Origin of the sequence: Limnohabitans sp. Bal53 (genome assembly GCF_003063355.1) — a bacterium.
Classification (GTDB): domain Bacteria; phylum Pseudomonadota; class Gammaproteobacteria; order Burkholderiales; family Burkholderiaceae_C; genus Limnohabitans_A.
On sequence record NZ_NESH01000004.1, the window covers coordinates 269,697 to 289,244 of the forward strand.

The window sequence follows — 19,548 nt, forward strand, 5'->3', positions numbered from 1 at the left end:
CCCAGGATTTCGCCCAAGGCACGGTGTTGGATCTTTGGAATTTCCGGAAGAAAGACGACCTGATCTCTCAAGGGCGGATACGACTGTCTGCTGTGCAGTCAGGGGACATCAACGTCAAAGACGGGGGAGAAACCTTGTCAGTCAGTGAGCGTCAATGGATGCAAGTCAAAGGTATACCCTCAGAAGAAGATCGGGGAGGGTACTGGCTGGCCGAGGCGCACATGCGCAGAGAAATGGCGTCTTGGCGCTTTCCGTACCATTTCATCGACTTCGAGACCAGTGCGGTGGCCATTCCGTTTCATCAAGGCATGCGCCCTTATGAGCAGGTGGCCTTTCAGTATTCCCACCATGTGATGCACGAAGACGGGCGCGTTGAGCACAAGGGCCAATTCTTGCTGGCCGAACCTGGGGTGTTTCCAAATTTCGAATTTTCCCGTGCCCTCAAGGCCGAGTTTGAGGGGGACACTGGCACGGTGTTCATGTGGAGCCACCATGAAAACACCATCCTGAACCGGATCATGGTGCAGCTTGATGAAAGCTTGAATCCACCAGCCGATGCGGACCATCTACGCTTGTTTTTGGCGTCGCTGACCAAGTCGGGCGAGCGCGCCATGGTGGACCTGTGCGAGTTGGCTAAGGCCGCTTACTTCCATGTGGCCACCAAGGGCAATGTCTCCATCAAGAAGGTCCTGCCCGCCATGCTCGCCAGCAATGCCTGGCTGCGGCAGCACTATGCCCAGCCGATTTACGGCGCAGAGGGTGGAATGCCCAGCTTGAATTACAAAAATTTCTCATGGCTGCCCACCGACGAACACGGCAAAAGCGTCGATGACCCCTATGAAATCCTGCGGGACTTGGGCGCAGAGATGCTGGGTGAATCTCTGTCAGTTGGCCAAGACCCAGATGAACTGGTCATCGCAGAAGGTGGTGCCGCAGCAACGGCCTATTCACGGCTCCAGTTCGAAGACCTTCAGGACGTGCAAAGGGAAAAAATCAAGCAAGCCCTGCTGCGCTACTTTGAGTTGGACACCCTAGCGATGGTGATGGTGGTGCAGGGGTGGCAGGAGGAGATCCGGCAATGAGTTGTGAAGGCGTGCTTTGCAAGCTGTTTTTTTAGCCCTTACGATCAACTGTTTGAATAAAAATGGCCATACCCAAATCTTTGACTCACTATGAAAACTTCAAAATCGACATACATTTACCCTGACCTCAAAGGTCATAAAGTTCTCTATAAAGGTAAAAGGTTTTGGATGTTTGAAATAAGTTCTGAATTTCCCTACAAGGGCTACGAAGAATTTAGTCAAGTAATTGTTTACGATAAAAATCAAGGCTCTGAGATAGCAGGTGCCAAAAATAATACCAAAGGCTATTCTGGCTCACTCATAGGCCCACAAGAATCTGTCAAAGTATCTGGGGATTCCACAGTAGACTTTTTGGATAGCGTGATCCATGCATTAAGAAACTATGAAAAACACTTTGCTGGGTTTATTTCTCCCTCAACACCACGCGTAAGAAAAAGAGTGGCTAAGAAATAAATTCGCAATTACTTTGTTTAAAGCGTTTGATCGAGGACTCGAAAATTTTTTGATGGGTTTCAAATTAGGGTAATCAAGGCCCTTGCCGCTCGTTCGCTGAGCACTACATCCACCCGCATTTGCGCACGCGTGAGGCCGACGAAGAGTTTGCGTTTGTCACGCTCGGTCAGGGTTTCAAAATCGACTTCGCACAGCACCACGGCAGGGGCGCTTTGGCCTTTGAAGCGGTAAAGGCTTTCGGCCAGCACCGGGCCTTCGCTCCACTGCGAATTGCCTGCGCTGTCATATTGGCCCGTGAAGCGCCGAGTGGCCTGCCCGCCCAATCGGTCTTGGCGAAGAACTTCAGACTGCTGCACACCTCGGTAGCTGATGACGGCGACTTGTTCTGGTGTGTAGCCGCTTTGCCATAACTTGGCTAAGCATTCGTTGAGTTTGCCCTGTGCGCTGCTTTGCCCAGCTTCCCAAATATGAAAATGCGGCACTTCGCCAGCGTGTGCACTGCGGGCCAGCACGGGCTCCGGTGTCAGCCCGAGTTTGTTGATCATGTGCACCACACGCTGAGGGCTGCGGAAGTTGTCCATGCAGCGCACCTGCACAGCGCTGCTCAATGAAAAGGGTTCGCGCTCGTAAAGTTGTTGTTGACTGTCGCCCATCACATACAGCTGACCGTCTGGCAGCAAGGCTTGCGAGAGGGCATCAACCCAGGCCGGGTTCAGGTCTTGTGATTCGTCCAGGATCAGCAGGTCCAGGCGGGCAGGAAGGGTGATGGCATCTTCCAGGTATTTTTGGGTGATGCGCTCGAACACCTTTGCGTCTGCAAAGTCCAAACTGAGACCTTGGTTTTCGGCGTGGTCGCGGCAAAGTTGGTGGAATGTCGTGACTTCGCAGCGGGTCGGTGCCAAACGGGCCAAGTGATCAGCCAGCGGGCGGTTAAAGCACACATAGCGGGCTTTGCGGCCTTGAGCGGCTGCTTGAGCGAGCAATGCCAAGGCCAGTTGCGTTTTTCCAGAACCGGCAGTGGCTTCGATTTGATAAAGCTGCTCTGCGTGAGTGATGCGAGGCACCCAAGTGGCCAAGCCGCTGGCCAGTTGCGTGGTGGCTTGCTGCACTTGCCCAATATGGGTCGCCACGTCGGGCTGCACTTCAAAGCGATTGGCCAAAAAGTCCAGCACTCGCTGGCGTTGGTCTTCTGGCAGGGAATGGGCAGGAAAGCTGGCGCTGATCCGTTGGCATAGTTGGTCTATCTGGCTGGCATCGACCATGCGCTCTGGCGGGTAGCCCACGCCTGCGCCATGGGTTTTGTAATCTGGCAAAACCAACATGGCGCCCACATGGACTTGGGGCAGTTCGCCGTTGTCGATGCGTTGCAACAAGCTCGAATGCATGCGGCGCATTTGGTGACCAATGTCCTTGGGCCCCTGGCGCCCATATTGCTTGGTCAGGCCATCGTCGCTTTCGGTCACGTCTCCTGACTTGATTTCCAAAATCAGAAGTTGTCCGCCCGGCGAGACGATCACAAAGTCGTATTCGCCAAAGCTTTGCTGCTCGCCTTGCATGCTTGACCAGGGCAGGTTGTGGAAAACATCAAAGCGGTTGTCCAGACCCTGCTCTAACAGCCTGAGGATGTCGCGTTCGCGGTAAGCACCCAGGGTGGCTGGGGCGTGCAGTGGGAAGCTGGGGTGAATGCGGGCCATGAGGGATTTTGGCACGCCAAAGTGTGCCAATAACACCTTGCCAACATGGCTCATGCCTTGAGCCTCTCTCAGTTCAAGATTCACTCATCCAAAGGAGTCACCCATGAAGATCGAAATCGTCGTCGGCAACATCGTCAAGCAACCCGACATGGAGGCGGTGGTCAACAGCGCCAATGCCAACTTGCGTTTGGGCTCGGGCGTGGCAGGTGCCATTCATATGGCCGCTGGCCCTAAGCTGGAGGAGTATTGCAAGCCCTTTGCGCCCTTGGCCTTGGGGGCTGGACTGATGACGCCGGGATTCAAATTGGCCAACCCATGGATCATCCATGTGCGTTCGGCCCACTACGTCAACAACGATGAGCCAGAAAAATACCTGCAGATGGCTTTGGAGTCGATGCTCCGCTTGGCCAATGACAACGACATCCGTAGTTTGGCATTGCCTGCCATCGGTACGGGTATGTTCAAGTTCCCTCCTTTGCTGGCGGCTCGAATCATTTGCCAAGCTCTCCGTCGTGCAGACGAGTTGGCACCATTTCTGCAAACAGCGCGTATTTGCCTGACCGATGTAGACATGGTCCAGCTGTTCGAGTCCGCGAATGCTGAAGTTCAGACCAGCACAGTTCAATGATGGGGGCGGCTATGAAATTCTGGAATATTTTCGATTCGCTGGCCACCACAGACAGGGGCGAAGACATCAACAAGATCGACGATTCAACATTCCTTCGGTCTGATGGTACTGTTTACAGGCTAGAGGGTCAGCTGATCACGGGCTCAGACGGTTCGGTGATGACCCTTTTGGATGCGGACCCTCATGCCAGTAGCGGTCATGCTTGTATGGCCGTGACCACTTTCGCGGGTTCTCGTTCTAGCTTGGATGATGAATGGTGAGTCAAACCTGGTAAAGCTTCAACGCTTTGGCCAATTCGCTGCTGAGCTGTTGTTGTAAGGATGAAGGGGCCAGTACGGTCACTTCAGCGCCAAAACGCAAAATGTCACCCAGCAGCTCTCGTTCATCAGAGTAAGGCACTTTGAGTGTGTACCGTCCATCCGCATGCAAGGTACCGACTTGCTGCGGATGCCAGGACTCATGTTTAACCCACTGTGCTCTGCCGGGGGAAAACTCCAGCACAGCCCAGTTTTTGGGCCTGCCACCAAAGATGCCGTAGCCGCCATCGAGTTCCATTCGCATGGTGATGAGATCGACCTCTTTGGCCGCCTTGGGCAACAGCGTTGCCTGGGTAATGGCATCGATAGAAAAACTCCGCAACCCTCCGCGCAAGTGACACCAAGCATCCACGTACCAGTTGTCTCGGTAGTGGATCAGTTGCTGGGGTGAAATTTCCCGATCAACCGACTGCCCTGATTGGCGGTTGTGGTGCTGGACGCGAACTTGCTTGCGCTCAAAAGTGGCTTTGGCAACGGTTTCGAACGATGCGAGGGCGAGGTTGCGTTTGCCAGCATGCACGGCCCGAACCCTCTGAGTAAGTTGATTTGTATCGAGCCCTTGTGAGTTGAGCATGTCGTCAAGACGTTTGCGAACAGGTTTGAGCTTGGGACCCAAAATGCTGGGCTCCAGTTGCTCGATCATGCTTTGGATGGTCATCAGCGCCAGGATTTCGTCTTGCGTGAACCAAATACCTGGCAGCTCGGTCGAATCTGACTTTTCCAGTCGGTAACCCCCCAGATCTCGGTCGAAGACGATGGGTGTGTTGAGCCGATCACGCAGCTTGGCCAGATCGCGTTTGAAGGTGGCGGGAGACACCTCCAATTCATGCAGCAGTTCAGCCCGTCCCATGGCGCGCCGACTGCTGAGCAAGTTTTTGTACCGGTAAAGACGATCGATTTCAGACATGGATCAACCTTGATAGATTGTTGAAAGGATAACGGGGAACATGCGCATCAGTTGTTTTGCGCCCTTGCGATCGCCATGGCGAGCTTTTCGAAGCGGTTTCTTTTGTGTATTACAAGGGCCAGTCCATAGTCGCTGCGCATGACCAAGACGGCGGCATCCAGCTGCCGCGCTGAAAGGCTCGGCATTTTCAGATCGATGGGTGGGGTCAGGAGGCAAGCAATGAGAATCAGGTGCATGAGCCCAATGATGATGAGCCACTGGCTCATGGTGGGAGCTCTTGATACTGTACAAAGCCTCAGCAGATATCAGGCTCACCTGATGAGCCTGATCAAAGGTGCAAACTCGTTTCGGGCTTTTCCTCCTTGTTGCAATGTCCGTCTTGTTTGAATCAGGGCCGATCCAGCGCGGTTTATAGTGAACCATGAGCAACTGTTTGAGCATCCATCGGTTCAAGATGGATTTGCCAAATTGTTGAGCGCGATCCGATGTATTGGAGTTAAAAAATGCAGGAAATCAATTGCCCACATTGCGGCAAAGCTTTCAAGATTGACGAGTCCGGGTATGCGGACATCCTCAAACAGGTTCGGGACAGTGAGTTTGACCAGGCCCTGCATGACCGACTCGCTTTGGCCGAAAAAGACAAGCAATCTGCTGTTGAACTGGCCACGGCCAAAGCTTCCAGCGAATCGCAAAAAAAGGCGGCAGCCAAAGACGCTGAAATTCAAGAGCTCAAAGCTAAACTGGATGCTGGTGCGATCGCCAAGCAGCTGGCGGTCAATGAGGCCTTGAGCCAAGTTCAAAAAGAGCGCGACACTTTGGCCAACCAACTGGAGCAAGCCAAGCATGACCAAGAGGCGGCCGTTCAACTGGCCAAGGCCAAGTCGCTCAATGAGCTGCAAAAAGCAGCTGGCGCCAAGGACACCGAGATCCAAGCCCTGAAAGCCCAACTCGATGCCATTGAGACCGCCAAAAGGCTTGCCATCACAGAAGCGGTCAGTGCTGTCGAAAAAGAGCGTGACCAGTTCAAAGGGGGGCTTGAGCGTGCCGAATTGGAGATGGAACTTGCCAAAAAAGCCCTCAAAGACAAGTACGAGACCCAGATCAAGGACCGCGAGGACACGATCGAGCGCCTGCGTGACCTCAAGGCCCGCTTGTCCACAAAGATGATTGGTGAGACCTTGGAGCAGCACTGCGAAACGGAATTCAACCGCGTGCGTGCCATGGCGTTCCCACGAGCGCATTTCGAGAAAGATAACGACGCGCGCTCAGGCAGCAAGGGCGATTACATTTTTCGGGAATCCGACAGCGCCGGCACTGAAATTGTCTCGATCATGTTCGAGATGAAAAACGAGAGCGACACGACGGCGACCAAGACCAAGAACGAGGACTTTCTCAAAGAGCTGGACAAAGACCGCAACGAAAAGGGATGCGAGTACGCCGTTCTGGTGACGCTCTTGGAGCCAGACAGCGAGCTCTACAACACAGGCATCGTGGACGTCTTCCATCGCTACCCTAAGATGTACGTGGTGCGCCCCCAGTTTTTCTTGCCCATCATTTCATTGCTGCGCAACGCGGCCATGAACTCCTTGCAGTACAAGTCTGAATTGGCCCTGGTCAAGAGCCAGAACATCGACATCACCAATTTCGAAAACGAGCTGGACACCTTCAAGGCCGCCTTCGGTAAAAACTACGAACTGGCTTCCAAGAAATTTCAGACGGCCATTGATGAGATCGACAAGTCGATTGACCATTTGCAAAAGACCAAGGAAGCCTTGATCGGTACCGACAAGAATTTGCGGCTGGCCAACGACAAGGCTCAGGACGTGACCATCAAGAAATTGACTCGAGGCAACCCCACAATGGCGCAAAAGTTTGCTGAACTCAATACAGGTGAGTGAGCGCTGTACAACTTGCCCTTTTGTCGACCGACTGGTAGAAGCCGTTCTCATCACAATTCGAATACCATTAATGGGCTAAAAGCCAGATAAACATAGGGAATACCCGCATGAATTGGATTGGTCAGGTACTAGGGGCAATTAACCCCTCACTAGGAAATCTTCACGGATTTACTCTTGCTGTTTTTCTTACGGTATTCGTATTAAGTGCCTTGTTCATTTTGGGATATGTCATCCAAGGTATCAAGGTTTGGAAACAGTTGAACGGAGCTATAAACGGCTTGAAGCGAATCAAAGCTTCTGGCCAGCCAGTTAGCAAAGATGAAGCTGGCTCAGTATTCCTTGGTGATCCTATAAAGCACCTCTGGGAAGAGTATTCCGACACGTTGCACGAACTTAAAAAAGCTTCTTCAGGTGGGGTTGAGCTCCGTGAGCTTCGCGCAACAGTGCCTGCTGAGACGATGTTCACAAGGGAAGTACTGGTGGATGGCCGTCTCTTGGATGAATTTACTCGTCATTTGCCAGGGGTGTTGACGGGTTTGGGAATTATTGGCACTTTCGCTGGCTTGCTCGAGGGGCTTGGAAGCTTCAACCCAGCAACAGCGGCAACAGCTGTTTCTGGTCTGGGGCCACTGATGGAGGGCGTGAAGCACGCCTTCGTTGCATCTGGTGTTGCAATTGGTTGTGCGATGGCCGTAGTGTTCATCAGTAGGCTCACCTTGGCTTATTTCTACAGCATGGTAGAGACACTGACACAAATAATCGATAGCCTTTACGCTACCGGTGCCGGTGAAGAGTACCTCTCTAGGTTGGTCAAGGCCTCAGAGCGAAATGAGGCAAATACCTCGCAGTTAAAAGATGCCCTTGTTGAAGACCTCAATAAGATGATGACAAACCTCGTGGACCGGCAAATTGCCGCTCACGAAGCGGCGACGGTGGCGCTCGGGGACCGTATCGGACAGGGTATTGCCACTGGAATTGCAGAGCCAATGAAGAAGTTTGGCGATGCAATGGAAGCCAATGCAAAAGGTAACGGCCAGCAAGTTGAGGGGATGCTTGAAACATTATTGACAGGTTTCATGGCGAAGCTTGAGGACACATTTGGTGGGCAGATGCGCGGAATAAATGAGCAAATGCAGCGATCAATGGACGTTATGACATCGGTGCAAACATCGCTGCAGTCACTTCTAACTGACATTAAGGCAACCAACGAGCATGCATCTAATCAATTTAGTGGCAAGTTGGAAGATGCTATGAAGCAGGCCGCCGAGAATCAGCAGTTGCTAACTGACCAAATGCGTCAGTTTGTTCAAGACTTCCGAAAGCTCATTACTGAAGAACAAAACAAGTCTAAGCAGACAATGGACGACGCCATCATGAAAGTGCTGGGAGACGTCTCGCTTGGTATGCAGAACTTGGAGAAGTTGCGCAAAGATGCAGCTGCGGAAGAATCTGGACGCAACGAAAAATTGTCGGATGAGACCGGAAAGCTTGTAGGCGGTCTCACTACGCAGGTTGACAACTTGCTTACCTCTATTTCCGAACAAGTTAACAAAACCCAGCAGAACATAGATGCTTTCAGCCAGGTTTCTACTCGCGCCATAGATGGGATGAATCAAGGCGCACTGACCATGGGAGCCGCTGCAAAAAGGTTTGAAACCGCTGGAAATTCAGTTACAGAAGTTTTTAAAGCTTCAACAGGAGTTGCGGACAAGCTCAATACCTCTGCAAACAGCCTACAAGCTGCTGCTTCGGCTGTGCAAAAAGGATTTGATCAATACGACTCCACTCGCCGAACTGTTGACCAGCAAGTTGCGGCGCTAATGGGATTGATAGAGTCTGCAAAGAAGGAGGCTGGGGTATCAACTGAGCTCATTGCCAACATAAGGGCTAGTGCTGATTCACTCTTGAAGGCAGAAGCTGAAAGTCGACAGCATTTGGATTCAGTGAACGAAGCCTTGGCAGTGGCTTTCAAGAGGTTTGGCGATGAGCTTGTGCAAGTGCTTAAGAAGACGATTACAGAGACTGATAGGCATCTTTCGGCTGGTACCGGCCACCTCAACGGTGTAGTGCAGGAATTTGCAAGTGCTGTGCACCGCATGAAAAAGGTTTGAAATGCTTGCACGCATTATTTTGAAGAGAAAAGGAAAGCTTGATGGTGAGAGCCCGTTCTGGATTTCCTTTTCAGACCTTATGTCAGCTCTTATGACATTGTTTCTGGTCGTTATGGCGGTGACGTTGGTGGCTGTGACCAAAAACGTTACAGCCGAAGAAGAGGCCAAGATACTCAGGGAAGGTGCCATCAGAAATGTGATGGAAAAAATTAAGAAAGCATCTTCGGAAAAAAAAGTTGAAGTCAATGAATCCACTTATCAGATCAACCTAGGTGAAATTGTCCGTTTTGAGAGTGGGAAGTACGAAATACAACCCGACGCAGCAAAGTTCTTACGTGACTACATTCCTGTTCTGCTTAACGCCAAGGCGACCCCTGAAGGGGAAAAGTGGATGAGGCGGGTTGTCGTTGAAGGTTTTACGGATCAAGACGGCACATACCTCTACAACTTGGGATTGAGCCTTGACCGAAGCCAAAGCGTGGTTTGTGCGTTGTTTGCAAAGCCCGCTGCTGATGAGCGTCCGCTTTCAAATGCTCAGCTTGACCAGATTCAAGACCTTTTCTTGGTGGGCGGCTACTCATTCAATTCTGTTCGCCAGGATAAAGCGGCAAGTAGGCGAGTGGAATTGAAAATTGATTTTTGGGGACTTGATGACAAAAAGCCCGAAAACTTGTCGAATGGGACTCGTAAGGAGTATGGGGCATGTTGACAAAGGCCCGTCTGAATAGGCTTCAAAATGAACTAAATGCCTGCATTGATTCGTTTGGATTGCATTCGGATTTTCTTGGACAACCTGCTGTAGTCGAAAAGTCAGCAAAAGAGGCCGAGCGTACATTTCAGGGCTACGCAAAGGCCAAGCCAAACAGAGATGATGCTTATGCTGCTGCTCGCGAGTTCTTGAGGGGAGTTGAGTTAGACGATTGGAAGCGAGACTTGATAGCGTCTGTTCTGGCCGAACCTATTACAGGTGCGGCAAATGAACTTGTGCTTGCCAGTTCAAAGTTTAAAAGTCTTTTAGAAAAGTATGAGGCTGAAGTTAAAACCGGTGACCTATGGCGGTTAACTTGGCATGGATTGCTCACCTCGTATTTTTCATTCGATCCGTTAGAGGCTAATACAAGTGCCACTAACGGGTGGGCTCAGCTAAGGGGATTTCTAGAACGAACTTGGCTTCAAATGAGTCATCAGTCTGGTGATGGGGTCATCCCAGATTGGATGACTGTCTTGAGAGGAGATCCCGAGATTCTCACTAAAAATCCGGTAGATAAATACGCTTCTCAATATTTGAATGGCGATACATCGCAGGTAGATAGACTTAAGACAGATCTAGGCATTCCTCAATCCAGTTGGTTTTGGCACCAGTTGGTCCTCAGCGCAGTTCGCAGTGCTACTAAGCTCGGTGACTTGGAGTTTCAAAGTTCAATTCCTCGTTTGATTGAACTCATTCGGGAAAAACCAGCTTTCAGAGATGAGGCCATTGAGGCAGTGCTTATTCGTTATCACGATTGCGTTAACACCAAGCCACATGAAGAGCTTAGGGAGTTCGTTGTTCACAAAGAAATCTGGCGTAACCCCAAACTGAAAACTTTGGGAATGGCACCTGCTTGGAATCGGGTGCCTGACGGGGTATGGAAAATGGTTATGACTTGGGTGACCGAGCGAGCTCTTAAGGACTTCTTTGACATCTTGGCAGCCAGGAACAGCTCTGACGCCGGTCGCCTTGCGTTTTGGTCGAAATACTTGCAACAGATTACATGGACGCGCCTTGTTTTTGGCTCTGAGACGATGGCATTGCAGTACTCAAACAAGGCAGTGAAGGAGCTTATCGCTCGGGAGCGCGGCGACTATGCTGAGCTGCTAGCGAACAAAAAATCAGATGCCTTCATGATGCAAATTGGTGATTTCATAGCCGTTGAGTTCAGCGTTACCTCGAACGCTGCATACGTTTACCAAATCAAAAAATTGAAATTCGACCGAAATTCAAAATACTACAACGGTGGAACGGATGATTTGAAATACGGTTTTTCATCAGGAGAGGGAGTTCGAATCTTGCATCCACCAGGATGGGAGGAAACAGCCACCTATCAACTGAAGCAATTAGGGATTTATCCTGACGTTAAGTCAACGGGTAGATCCACCTTAGGTAGCGGGGCCACATCTGCTACTAAAGCTAATTTATCGAACCGCGAAACTCCAGTTGAAAATCACCGGGCACCAACTTTGAACCAAAAGGTGGGAGACACAACTAAGTTCTCAATGGCCAAGCTCCATCATCTCGTTGAAGGTTTCAAAGGAGCAAAAATCAGGGATGAGCGAGGTCGGGTAGGCGGTCGCCTTTGGGTAGAAGATGCAAACCAGAGTCAATTTCTTTCTGGAGAACTAGCAAAGCTCGGCTTTTGGTGGTCCATAACCAAAGATGCTTGGTATTACAGAGGCGATTAATGTCATTTTTTGAACTTTTTCGGCGTTCAACTGGCGGTGAAGCTAATGTTTCTCAGATAACACGTTCCTTCAACGTTGAGGGTCTACGGTTTGACCTTTCCGAAAGTGCTGACGTTATCAGTAGTTCTGACTTTCTTGATGAGGTTCATAGCAAAAATATCAGCCCATCGGATTGTGTTTTGGCCGCATACCTAGTTCAACTTGAGCAAGAGGGCATAAGTCATTTCAATTCTCGAGGTTTCGTTGTCCAATGGGATGCTGTTTACGCGCTTCTTGAAGACCCTGATCACAGTGGTGCCCTTCAAATGTGGAACTTGCCGCCACTATCAGGGATACGCCCAATAATAAGTTGCACTGGTGCGCTTTCTGATCCTGATTTCGAATTGCATCTAGATGGTTGGATCGATGGAACTCGGCAAATAGCTGTTTCAAATCAAGTGGGCGGTCTTGCCGTTGTAGGCGGGTTGTCAGTGCTGCTGTCACCAGCTTCATGGGAAACTGTGCATCGTATTTCTCAATTCAAAAATCGACCAGATGCGCTGCGTAGACAGCATGAAAACGAATTGGCCTGGGGCGTTATAAGGGAAGTAGCAGACAAAGCTGGAGCGTTGTATACGACTCCGTACCTTGAAACTACTTTGGTTTTGACTCCAAGTACTTTGCGTTTGCCAACTGTGAAGGAGGACACAACATTTGGTCGTGTCATAACCGTGACTCCCACATTTGACAGAGCTCCAGCTGAGTGGCTCACAGCTTTTGATGGGTTCAATTCAGTGCAACCACACTACGACATGACCCGCGGTGGAGGGAGGGTTCGAGTTGTGATTTCAGAGCCCGTTAGGAAGGTCCTTGAAGTTATCAAGCGCGAGATGCCCGGTCGTAAGGTGGCAGGTTCTCGTGCGGAAAAGTTATTGCGCAATCCTTGGTCATTTTTGGGCGAGTCAGCTCATGAAGTGATAAGCGAGAAGGAGTTTGCCGCTGACCGTTCGGAAGCTGGCGCTACAGCAGCTTATTTCAGTATCAATCCCAGAATCATCAATGGCCATATCAATTTGGTGGAACTTTGTGTAACAGAGCATTTTGGTGAAGGTACAGCAAGGACAACTGTCCAGAATTTTCAGACTCCCGACGCATTTGATCAATTTATTGGGAAGCTTGAAAACGCGTTACTTGAGGACAGGGAGTGGTTTGGTTGGGAGGAGTTCGACCTGACTATAGATGCTGAATCCTCACTGCAACTTGAGCAGGCGAGACAGTTTCTGCACGTTTGGCGAGTGCAACCCGCAGAGCGAATTTCTCTTGAAGAAGTTTATGAGATGTCTGGATACAGCGATCGGATTGAGGGAATCGGCATGGCCAAGGCGATCTATGTGCCAGTCTTCCAGAAGCCTTCGCCACCAGAAGGACAGGAAGACAAAGGGTGGATACCCGATGATCTCACTCCGATGGTTCGCGTTACCCTTCAAGGCGTTGAAGAACAGGTCTTAATCCCACTTACCAAACAATGGGTGATGGACTTCGAAAAGCAAGTGCAAGAGGCTGAGGCTGCTAACCAGCCAGAAGTTGTAAACATTACTTTGCCCACTCCCGTTTCGACAGGGCAGGCACGAGCGCTTGTAGAAGGATTCAAAGGAATGTTGGGAATCCAAGACCAGGTGAAGCGAGAGGGTATTTCCAAGCCTAAGGAAAAGAAAGCTCCCAAAGAAACGCTCTTAGTAAAAACCAACTTCACAGGTGTTGATTATCAAGAGGAGCGTCGGGTCAGCTTGGCATTACCGAGCGGGACACTGGAAGTACTACCGCGTTCTCTTCGTTCCGAAATCGGCTTAAAGAAGCATCAATTGTACGGAATTGCATGGTTCCAACACCTTGTTTCAAAGGCACCATTTGAGTGCCGTGGGGCACTGCTTGCCGACGACATGGGATTAGGTAAGACGCTTCAGCTCTTATGTGTTCTAGCTTGGTATTACGAAAAAAATCCTAATGCAGCGCCTTCAGTAATCTTTGCGCCAAAGAGCCTGCTAGACAACTGGGCTAATGAGGCAAAGAAGTTTTTTACGCCTTCATTTCCAGAAGTACTGGTACTTTACGGCGACGAGCTAAAGGGTAGGAAGCAGCCTTTGGCACTTATAGACTCCCAACTGGCAGCCAAAGGAATCATTGAGCTTCTAAAGCCAAATTGGGTGGGTACTTCAAAAATAATAATCACAACATATGAAACCCTTACCTCATATGAGTTTTCATTTGCTCGACAACCATTTGCTTTTGTTATCTGCGATGAAGCTCAGCGCATTAAGACTCCAGGTACATTGGTTACCTTGGCTGCCAAAAAGTTGAAGGCTGATTTCAGGATTGCATGCACAGGGACACCGGTTGAGAATTCACTTGCCGATCTATGGTGTCTTTTCGACTTCGTGCAGCCAGGATTACTTGGTTTCCTGGAGGAATTTGGTAAGACTTACCGTCGTCCCATTGAATGTGGCACGGAGGATTTGAAAGCCGCACTGAGGCGTTTGCAGGAGCTTATTGCACCTCAGACTTTGAGGAGGACCAAGGCCGATATTGCGGAAGAACTTCCAAAAAAGTATTTCGCCATGAAAGCGGCTGCTTCTGAAAAGCTTCAATTTAAAGAGAAGCTTGCTGATACTGACCGTCTGGAAATTACTCTTACTGAGCATCAAAGAATTCTTTACCTTGGTGGCTTAAAAAAGTTGCAGGATGCTTCCAAAGAGTCAGACGGGCGCAAGCGTGCTCAACTTTCGTTTGGGGCTTTGCACTTGATGAAAGCCGTTTGCGCCGAACCATACTGTTTGCCAGGAACAAAATTTTTGATGGATAAACGAGGAATGGATGCTCACCTCGCGAACTCGCCTAAGCTGCGTTGGATGCTATTGAGACTTGCGGAAATCAAGCGCGAAGGTCAAAAAGCAATTATTTTCACGGAGTTAAGGGAAGCACAGGCTGCGCTGTCCTACTTCCTGCGCGAAGAGTTTGGGCTAAAGCCAATCACAATCAATGGTGACTCTCAAGGACGGCAGGCCTCTATTGACAGGTTTTCAGCTACCCAAGGCTTCGATGTCATCATTCTTTCCACCTTGGCTGCCGGCGCAGGGTTGAACGTAACCGCAGCTAACCATGTATTTCACTTCACCCGTGCTTGGAACCCTGCAAAGGAATCTCAGGCGACTGACCGAGCCTACCGAATTGGCCAAGAATTGGATGTGTACGTTTATTGCCCAACGGTTATTGCTGATTTCCCGACATTCGAATTTCGTCTTGATGCACTTTTAAAGAAAAAGGCGGGGCTTGCAGGGTCAACTTTGGACTCAGATGCTATGACTGAAATGTTGAATGGAACTGGTAGTGAGGCTACTTTCGGTGACCTAGTTGGAACTGATGAACCGGGAGCAGACGTTCCTAAGCGCTTCCTCACCATGGATGACGTTGACCGTATGGATGGTTTCAGCTTTGAGGTTCTTTGCTGCGTGCTTTGGGGTAAGCGCGGGTTCCAAGCTAGCGTTACTCCGAAAAGGGGCGGGGACGGTGGTATTGATGTTGTCGCCCTTATTGGGCGTGAAGGAGAGCTAATTCAATGTAAGAGCTCTGTATCCGAAGCCATTGGATGGGATGCAATAAAAGAAGTTGCAGCAGGTGCTGCTCGGTATCAAACCAGATTTCCAGGTACAAAATTCATGAAATTCGCAGTGACGAATCAAGGTTTCACGTCAGGTGCGATAACTCAAGCTGATGCGAATCGTGTTCAATTAGTGACGCGAATTCAATTGGAGCAGATGCTCGGTGCGCATCCAATTTCAAACCATGAATTTGACAATGAGGTTATCGGGTGGTCAGCACAGATGCAGCGTGCTGCATAAGTGCTGACCTCAGCACTTATTTCAACAGCTTTCCTTTTTTTGGTCGAGTCATCAGCTACCTCAATCAAATTAGACACATTTAATCGCCCATGATTTTTCTTTTTGGATCTTAGACATGTGTCATGTCTCACTGATCCCCCCACGACTTTGACCACATGTGCTCCAAACCCTCGCGAAGTTTGTACTCAGGCGTGGCGACAAAAGCAGGGGAATAAATGTTGGACGCATAGGGCAACTTGTCAGCTGCAGCCCGATCGTTTTTGTTGGCCCAAGTGTGTGCCGACACAAGCGATATGGACAAAACACTTCCAGCCATCCACAAAGCCCTGATAACCGCCAGGCTTGCCCATTGAATACCCTGATTCGCCGCGATCGGGCAAGGTCTCACGCAATTCCAGCAACGGTACTCGCAGAGCCTGTTCAACTTTCAAAATTGCCAAATCATTTTGAATGTCTACAGCCACGATTTCAGCTTTGAGCTCGCCTTGTGAAGTGGACCCCGAATCTAGGACAGGTGTTTAAGTGGGACACTGTCCAAAGAAATGGGTTACCAATGACTGAAACAACAAAGCGCAGGCTTCATCCACCCGAGCTCAAAGCCAAGCTTGGCTTGGAGGCGCTTGGTGGCATGAAGACCATCAACCAAATCGCCCAAGAGCACGATGTCCATCCCATGCAGGTTCGCCAATGGAAACGCGACATCCAAGACCAAGCCAAAACGCTGTTTGAAGGTAAGCGAGGGCCAAAACCGGCCTCTCCTGCGAGTTCGCCTGACAGGCTCTACGGCGAGATCGGGCGATTGAAGATGGAGCTCGATTGGCTCAAAAAAAGTCCGGGATCAGCCTGCCATGATCCGCCATGCTTGGATCGGTGCCCATGCCGATGTCACGCAAAAGCGCCAGTGCGTGCTCGCTGGCGTCTCGCGCACAACGGTCTATGTCAAGCGCAAACCCGTGGTGTTTGTCGAGTCAGACGAGGTGCTCAAGCGCCTGATTGATGAGGAATACACGCGTCACCCTTTCTACGGCAGTCGCAAGATGGTGGTGTATTTGGGGCGTTGCGGACACTTGGTCAACCGCAAGCGGGTGCAGCGCTTCATGCGCTGCATGTCGCTGGCCGGGATGGCGCCAGGGCCAAACACCAGCGCTGCGCACTCACTGCACAAGGTCTACCCCTACTTGCTGCGTGGCGTGCCCGTGGTGCGGGCCAATCAGGTCTGGAGCACGGACATCACCTACGTGCGGCTGGCGCGCGGCTTTGCTTACTTGGTGGCTGTGATCGACTGGTATTCAAGGCGGGTGCTGAGCTGGCGAATCAGCAACAGCATGGAGGCTGCGTTTTGCGTGGACTGCCTGGAGGATGCCTTGCGCGAGCATGGCAAGCCCGAGGTGTTCAACAGCGACCAGGGCAGCCAATTCACCAGCATTGGCTTCACGGGCGTGCTCAATCGTGAGGGGATCACCATCAGCATGGACGGCCGGGGCCGGGCGTATGACAACATCTTTGTGGAGCGGCTTTGGAGGAGCGTCAAGCATGAAGACATCTACCTCAACGGCTACGCCACCATGGGCGAGTTGCTGGTGGGTCTGACGAAATACTTTGCTTTCTACAACACCGAGCGCCCGCACCAATCACTGGACAACCAAACACCGCAAGAGGTTCACCAGACGTCAAGCGGTGGTGGTGCGATGATCGTGGAAAAATACCGGACTCGAGAAAGACTTCCAGTTGCGCTGCACTCCAGCGGGACTGGGGCAGGGGAAGTCAGGATTGAGATTGAGCCTGCAATACAAAAGGCAAAAACCGGGGCAGCGCCGTCCAGCTGCGAGAAGTTGAGTGCAACTTAAACTGCCATCAAGTCTGTCCTGACTTTGGGGTCCACTTCATTGGTCCTGCGAAACGATGTGTAAGGCGTGATCGTCTGGCTCAAAAATTGAATCGGAAATGGCGTGGTAGTTGGTTATGACCCAGTCTTTGCGGTGGGTCACAAAACCACTTGCCACGGAAGAAACACCCAAGTTGGTTCGGTTTTTCGTCACCACTTCCACGACTGTTGGTCGAATGCGCTCGTAGAGTTGGCGAGAGCTGGGTGGAGCTGCGGATGCAGTGACCGAAATCGAGCACAGAAGTAATATGGCCAAAAAAGAAGAAACAAGCCTTTTCGGCAAATGCAGGGCCAAAACTCACAAAATTATCAATCCTGTGATGGTAGTGGATGGCTCGGCTCATGGGATGAGCCAGGGACGATTTTAAAAAGCTACGCTAATCACTTGGTTCTTTTTTCAAACAGTTTGATAGCGTTTCCGACCAAAATTGCAAGTTCAAGTCGCAAGCGGATAGTTTGGCGGGTTAATCGAATCGCTCGGGTTTCTCGACCGTGTTTTGTGTTTGCCGATGCAATACGGGCAACGCCTTCTTGAGTCTTTGGGCCACCACCACAGCCATGCATCCTACAAACCGAATAGCCTTTAACTGCAAAACCACAGCATCTTTTGCCTGAGCGTTTACTTTTTGCAGTACAGCGCAATGCGAGTCGGTGGCCGAAAACGGGGACAAAATTTTCTTGCTCAGGCAGAAACATGATGAAGCCATTCAAAAGTGAGGTTGAATGCGAAAAATTCACAAGTCCCGTTGCAACTGGTCATATCCCCACCTCCTGCTTGTACTTTCTTACCTGACGTTCCCAATATTTGACTTGTTTGATCATTTCGCTTTTCTCTTGCATGTACTGATCGCGGCTGATCTTGATGACGTCAAGCTCAATTTTCAACTTCCGATTTTCTTCACGCAAAGTTTTAATATGGTCGTAAGAAGAGTCTCGGTCCTCTTGTGAAGAAGAAAAATTAGCTGCTGCAAGTCGGTCTCGCAACTCCTCGTTTTCCAGTTCATAAAGATCCGCCACTTCTTTTAAAAGTTGAATCTCGGTCAAGTCACTGCCTTTTCGAGCTTCCGCCGCGTGGTTGTCATCCAATAAATCGTACTCAAGCGGCTGAGTTTGAACTTCGCGAGGTGTAAACGTTTTCACCTTAGAAGGGGCCTCGGTGATCGTCGGCGCTCTTGAAAAAGAAGAATTCAGGACTTGCCGCCTCATTTTCCCAATGAACGGCGCACTGACGCACAGTTTTTTAGCAACATCACGATCACTAAGCGCCTGAAATGCTTCAAACTTTAAAGCACGTTCGACGATGAGACGTTTGTCAGAGATAGATCTTGGAAGGCCGTGTGTCTGGTTGGCCAGAAGCGCTGCTTCCATTGCGTCAGCTTGTGTGCCTCGAGTCACGACCGCCAAAATAGAAGCGGCGCCGGCGCGACAATGCGCAGCATAACGGTGAAACCCATCAACCAAGAACAGCTGTCCACCTACTTCATAAACATCCACCGGTGGGAAAGTGTCCCCTCTTGTTATAGCTTCGTGGTATTGGTCTATGACCTCTGTGTTTGTAGTAACGCGGCCTTGGTACTGGCCATCTGCAATGATGTCGCTGATTGAAATATTTTCTAAGTTTTGCATGACATTTCCTTTACCTAGGTACGTTCTGAATGACGCGCACAGGAGTTCTATCAAGGGCATTAAGAGCCTCTTGTTGACCAACTCACTGGAAGCCCGTCAGGCGACAGTTATGCTGAGCTCAATGCTTAGCGTGTTGGGTACATTGAGGCGAAAAAGCCTCTGGGCCGTCTTTGGCCATGTAGCTCACCCAGCCATCGCTGTCGGTAATTCGCTTGATTACACATTGCTGTCCAAGCGACTTGCACCGTGTGACTGCAGCTACCACGGTTGATTCAAACTGCCCACTTAGCATTCCATCCGGGCACTTCAATGTTAGGTGAGCATGTAGTCTATTTTGGTGACTGCCATTTTCAATAACTACAGTGGAGCCGATACGTAGTCCATAACGTTTATGGCGATTTTTGAAGCACTTCCGGCCGATTCGGTAGAGCATGTGCCGTATGGTCTCTTCAAGACGCGCTCGACGGTTCTGAAGGAGCTCAGTCGGTGAGTCGTTTCGCAGGGTGATTGTTAGTGCATGCGTATGACCTGCGACTTGCGTCCTCAGAAAATTTTCATAGATGGTCTTGTAGCGAGCTGTCCTTTGGGCGCTCGTTACTTCTTGGGTTCCATGATCAACTCCGTTACTTT

At 50.4% G+C, this 19,548-nt stretch carries 15 protein-coding genes and 2 pseudogenes; 10 read left to right on the top strand and 7 right to left on the bottom strand.

All coding sequences use genetic code 11. The features are described from left to right. Window positions 1-26 precede the first annotated feature (26 nt). Complete coding sequence (locus B9Z50_RS12510; protein ID WP_146183208.1) at window positions 27-1,082, top strand: DUF2779 domain-containing protein; 1,056 nt, start codon at window positions 27-29, stop codon at window positions 1,080-1,082. Between the two features lie 90 nt (window positions 1,083-1,172). Further along, complete coding sequence (locus B9Z50_RS17480; protein ID WP_146183209.1) at window positions 1,173-1,535, top strand: hypothetical protein; 363 nt, start codon at window positions 1,173-1,175, stop codon at window positions 1,533-1,535. Window positions 1,536-1,594: 59 nt separating this feature from the next. Here the strand turns inward: B9Z50_RS17480 and B9Z50_RS12515 are convergent, their stop codons facing one another. Then, window positions 1,595-3,283, bottom strand: a complete 1,689-nt coding sequence (locus B9Z50_RS12515; RefSeq protein ID WP_108364833.1) for an NERD domain-containing protein/DEAD/DEAH box helicase — start codon at window positions 3,281-3,283, stop codon at window positions 1,595-1,597. A 49-nt stretch (window positions 3,284-3,332) separates the two neighbouring features. On the opposite strand from B9Z50_RS12515, the gene B9Z50_RS12520 reads away from it, so the two are divergent. Together B9Z50_RS12520 and B9Z50_RS12525 are read left to right on the top strand one after the other, a co-directional pair. Then, window positions 3,333-3,857: a macro domain-containing protein gene (locus B9Z50_RS12520; protein ID WP_108364835.1), complete on the top strand. Its 525-nt coding sequence runs from the start codon at window positions 3,333-3,335 to the stop codon at window positions 3,855-3,857. A gap of 11 nt (window positions 3,858-3,868) precedes the next feature. Further along, window positions 3,869-4,117 carry a hypothetical protein gene (locus tag B9Z50_RS12525; RefSeq protein ID WP_146183210.1) on the top strand — a complete coding sequence of 83 codons (249 nt, stop codon included), beginning with the start codon at window positions 3,869-3,871 and terminating at the stop codon, window positions 4,115-4,117. Window position 4,118: 1 nt separating this feature from the next. Here the strand turns inward: B9Z50_RS12525 and B9Z50_RS12530 are convergent, their stop codons facing one another. Further along, window positions 4,119-5,081, bottom strand: a complete 963-nt coding sequence (locus B9Z50_RS12530; protein WP_108364839.1) for a YafY family protein — start codon at window positions 5,079-5,081, stop codon at window positions 4,119-4,121. Window positions 5,082-5,128: 47 nt separating this feature from the next. Continuing rightward, on the bottom strand, window positions 5,129-5,347 hold the full coding sequence (locus B9Z50_RS12535) for a hypothetical protein (RefSeq protein ID WP_108364841.1): 219 nt from the start codon (window positions 5,345-5,347) through the stop codon (window positions 5,129-5,131). Window positions 5,348-5,584: 237 nt separating this feature from the next. Between B9Z50_RS12535 and B9Z50_RS12540 the strand changes: the two genes are divergently transcribed. From B9Z50_RS12540 to B9Z50_RS12560, 5 genes are all read left to right on the top strand, one after another. Continuing rightward, window positions 5,585-6,979 carry a DUF2130 domain-containing protein gene (locus tag B9Z50_RS12540; protein ID WP_108364843.1) on the top strand — a complete coding sequence of 465 codons (1,395 nt, stop codon included), beginning with the start codon at window positions 5,585-5,587 and terminating at the stop codon, window positions 6,977-6,979. 107 nt (window positions 6,980-7,086) lie between these two features. Continuing rightward, on the top strand, window positions 7,087-9,090 hold the full coding sequence (gene zorA / locus B9Z50_RS12545; RefSeq protein ID WP_108364845.1) for an anti-phage ZorAB system protein ZorA: 2,004 nt from the start codon (window positions 7,087-7,089) through the stop codon (window positions 9,088-9,090). Between the two features lies 1 nt (window position 9,091). Beyond that, window positions 9,092-9,799, top strand: coding sequence for an OmpA family protein (locus B9Z50_RS12550; protein WP_108364847.1), 708 nt, complete (start codon window positions 9,092-9,094; stop codon window positions 9,797-9,799). Continuing rightward, on the top strand, window positions 9,793-11,532 hold the full coding sequence (locus B9Z50_RS12555) for an EH signature domain-containing protein (RefSeq protein ID WP_108364849.1): 1,740 nt from the start codon (window positions 9,793-9,795) through the stop codon (window positions 11,530-11,532). The genes B9Z50_RS12550 and B9Z50_RS12555 overlap by 7 nt, the downstream gene beginning before the upstream one ends. Next, window positions 11,532-15,407, top strand: coding sequence for an SNF2-related protein (locus B9Z50_RS12560; protein WP_108364851.1), 3,876 nt, complete (start codon window positions 11,532-11,534; stop codon window positions 15,405-15,407). The genes B9Z50_RS12555 and B9Z50_RS12560 overlap by 1 nt, the downstream gene beginning before the upstream one ends. A gap of 239 nt (window positions 15,408-15,646) precedes the next feature. Here the strand turns inward: B9Z50_RS12560 and B9Z50_RS17485 are convergent. After that, window positions 15,647-15,886, bottom strand: a pseudogene (locus tag B9Z50_RS17485) (hypothetical protein); the annotation flags it as partial. Between the two features lie 74 nt (window positions 15,887-15,960). Between B9Z50_RS17485 and B9Z50_RS12565 the strand changes: the two are divergent. Next, window positions 15,961-17,128: pseudogene (locus tag B9Z50_RS12565) on the top strand (IS3 family transposase); the annotation flags it as partial. Window positions 17,129-17,333: 205 nt separating this feature from the next. Here B9Z50_RS12565 and B9Z50_RS17490 read toward each other — a convergent pair. Genes B9Z50_RS17490 through B9Z50_RS12575 form a run of 3 tightly spaced genes read right to left on the bottom strand, consistent with a single transcriptional unit; the run spans window position 17,334 to window position 18,918 of the window. Beyond that, window positions 17,334-17,636 (bottom strand): hypothetical protein, encoded by a 303-nt coding sequence (locus B9Z50_RS17490; RefSeq protein ID WP_146183212.1) that lies wholly within the window; start codon window positions 17,634-17,636, stop codon window positions 17,334-17,336. A gap of 37 nt (window positions 17,637-17,673) precedes the next feature. Further along, window positions 17,674-18,030, bottom strand: a complete 357-nt coding sequence (locus B9Z50_RS12570; RefSeq protein ID WP_146183213.1) for a hypothetical protein — start codon at window positions 18,028-18,030, stop codon at window positions 17,674-17,676. 18 nt (window positions 18,031-18,048) lie between these two features. Further along, the gene (locus B9Z50_RS12575) at window positions 18,049-18,918 is read right to left on the bottom strand and encodes a ParB/RepB/Spo0J family partition protein (protein WP_158270682.1); all 870 of its coding nucleotides are present in this window, start codon (window positions 18,916-18,918) and stop codon (window positions 18,049-18,051) included. Between the last annotated feature and the right edge of the window lie 630 nt (window positions 18,919-19,548).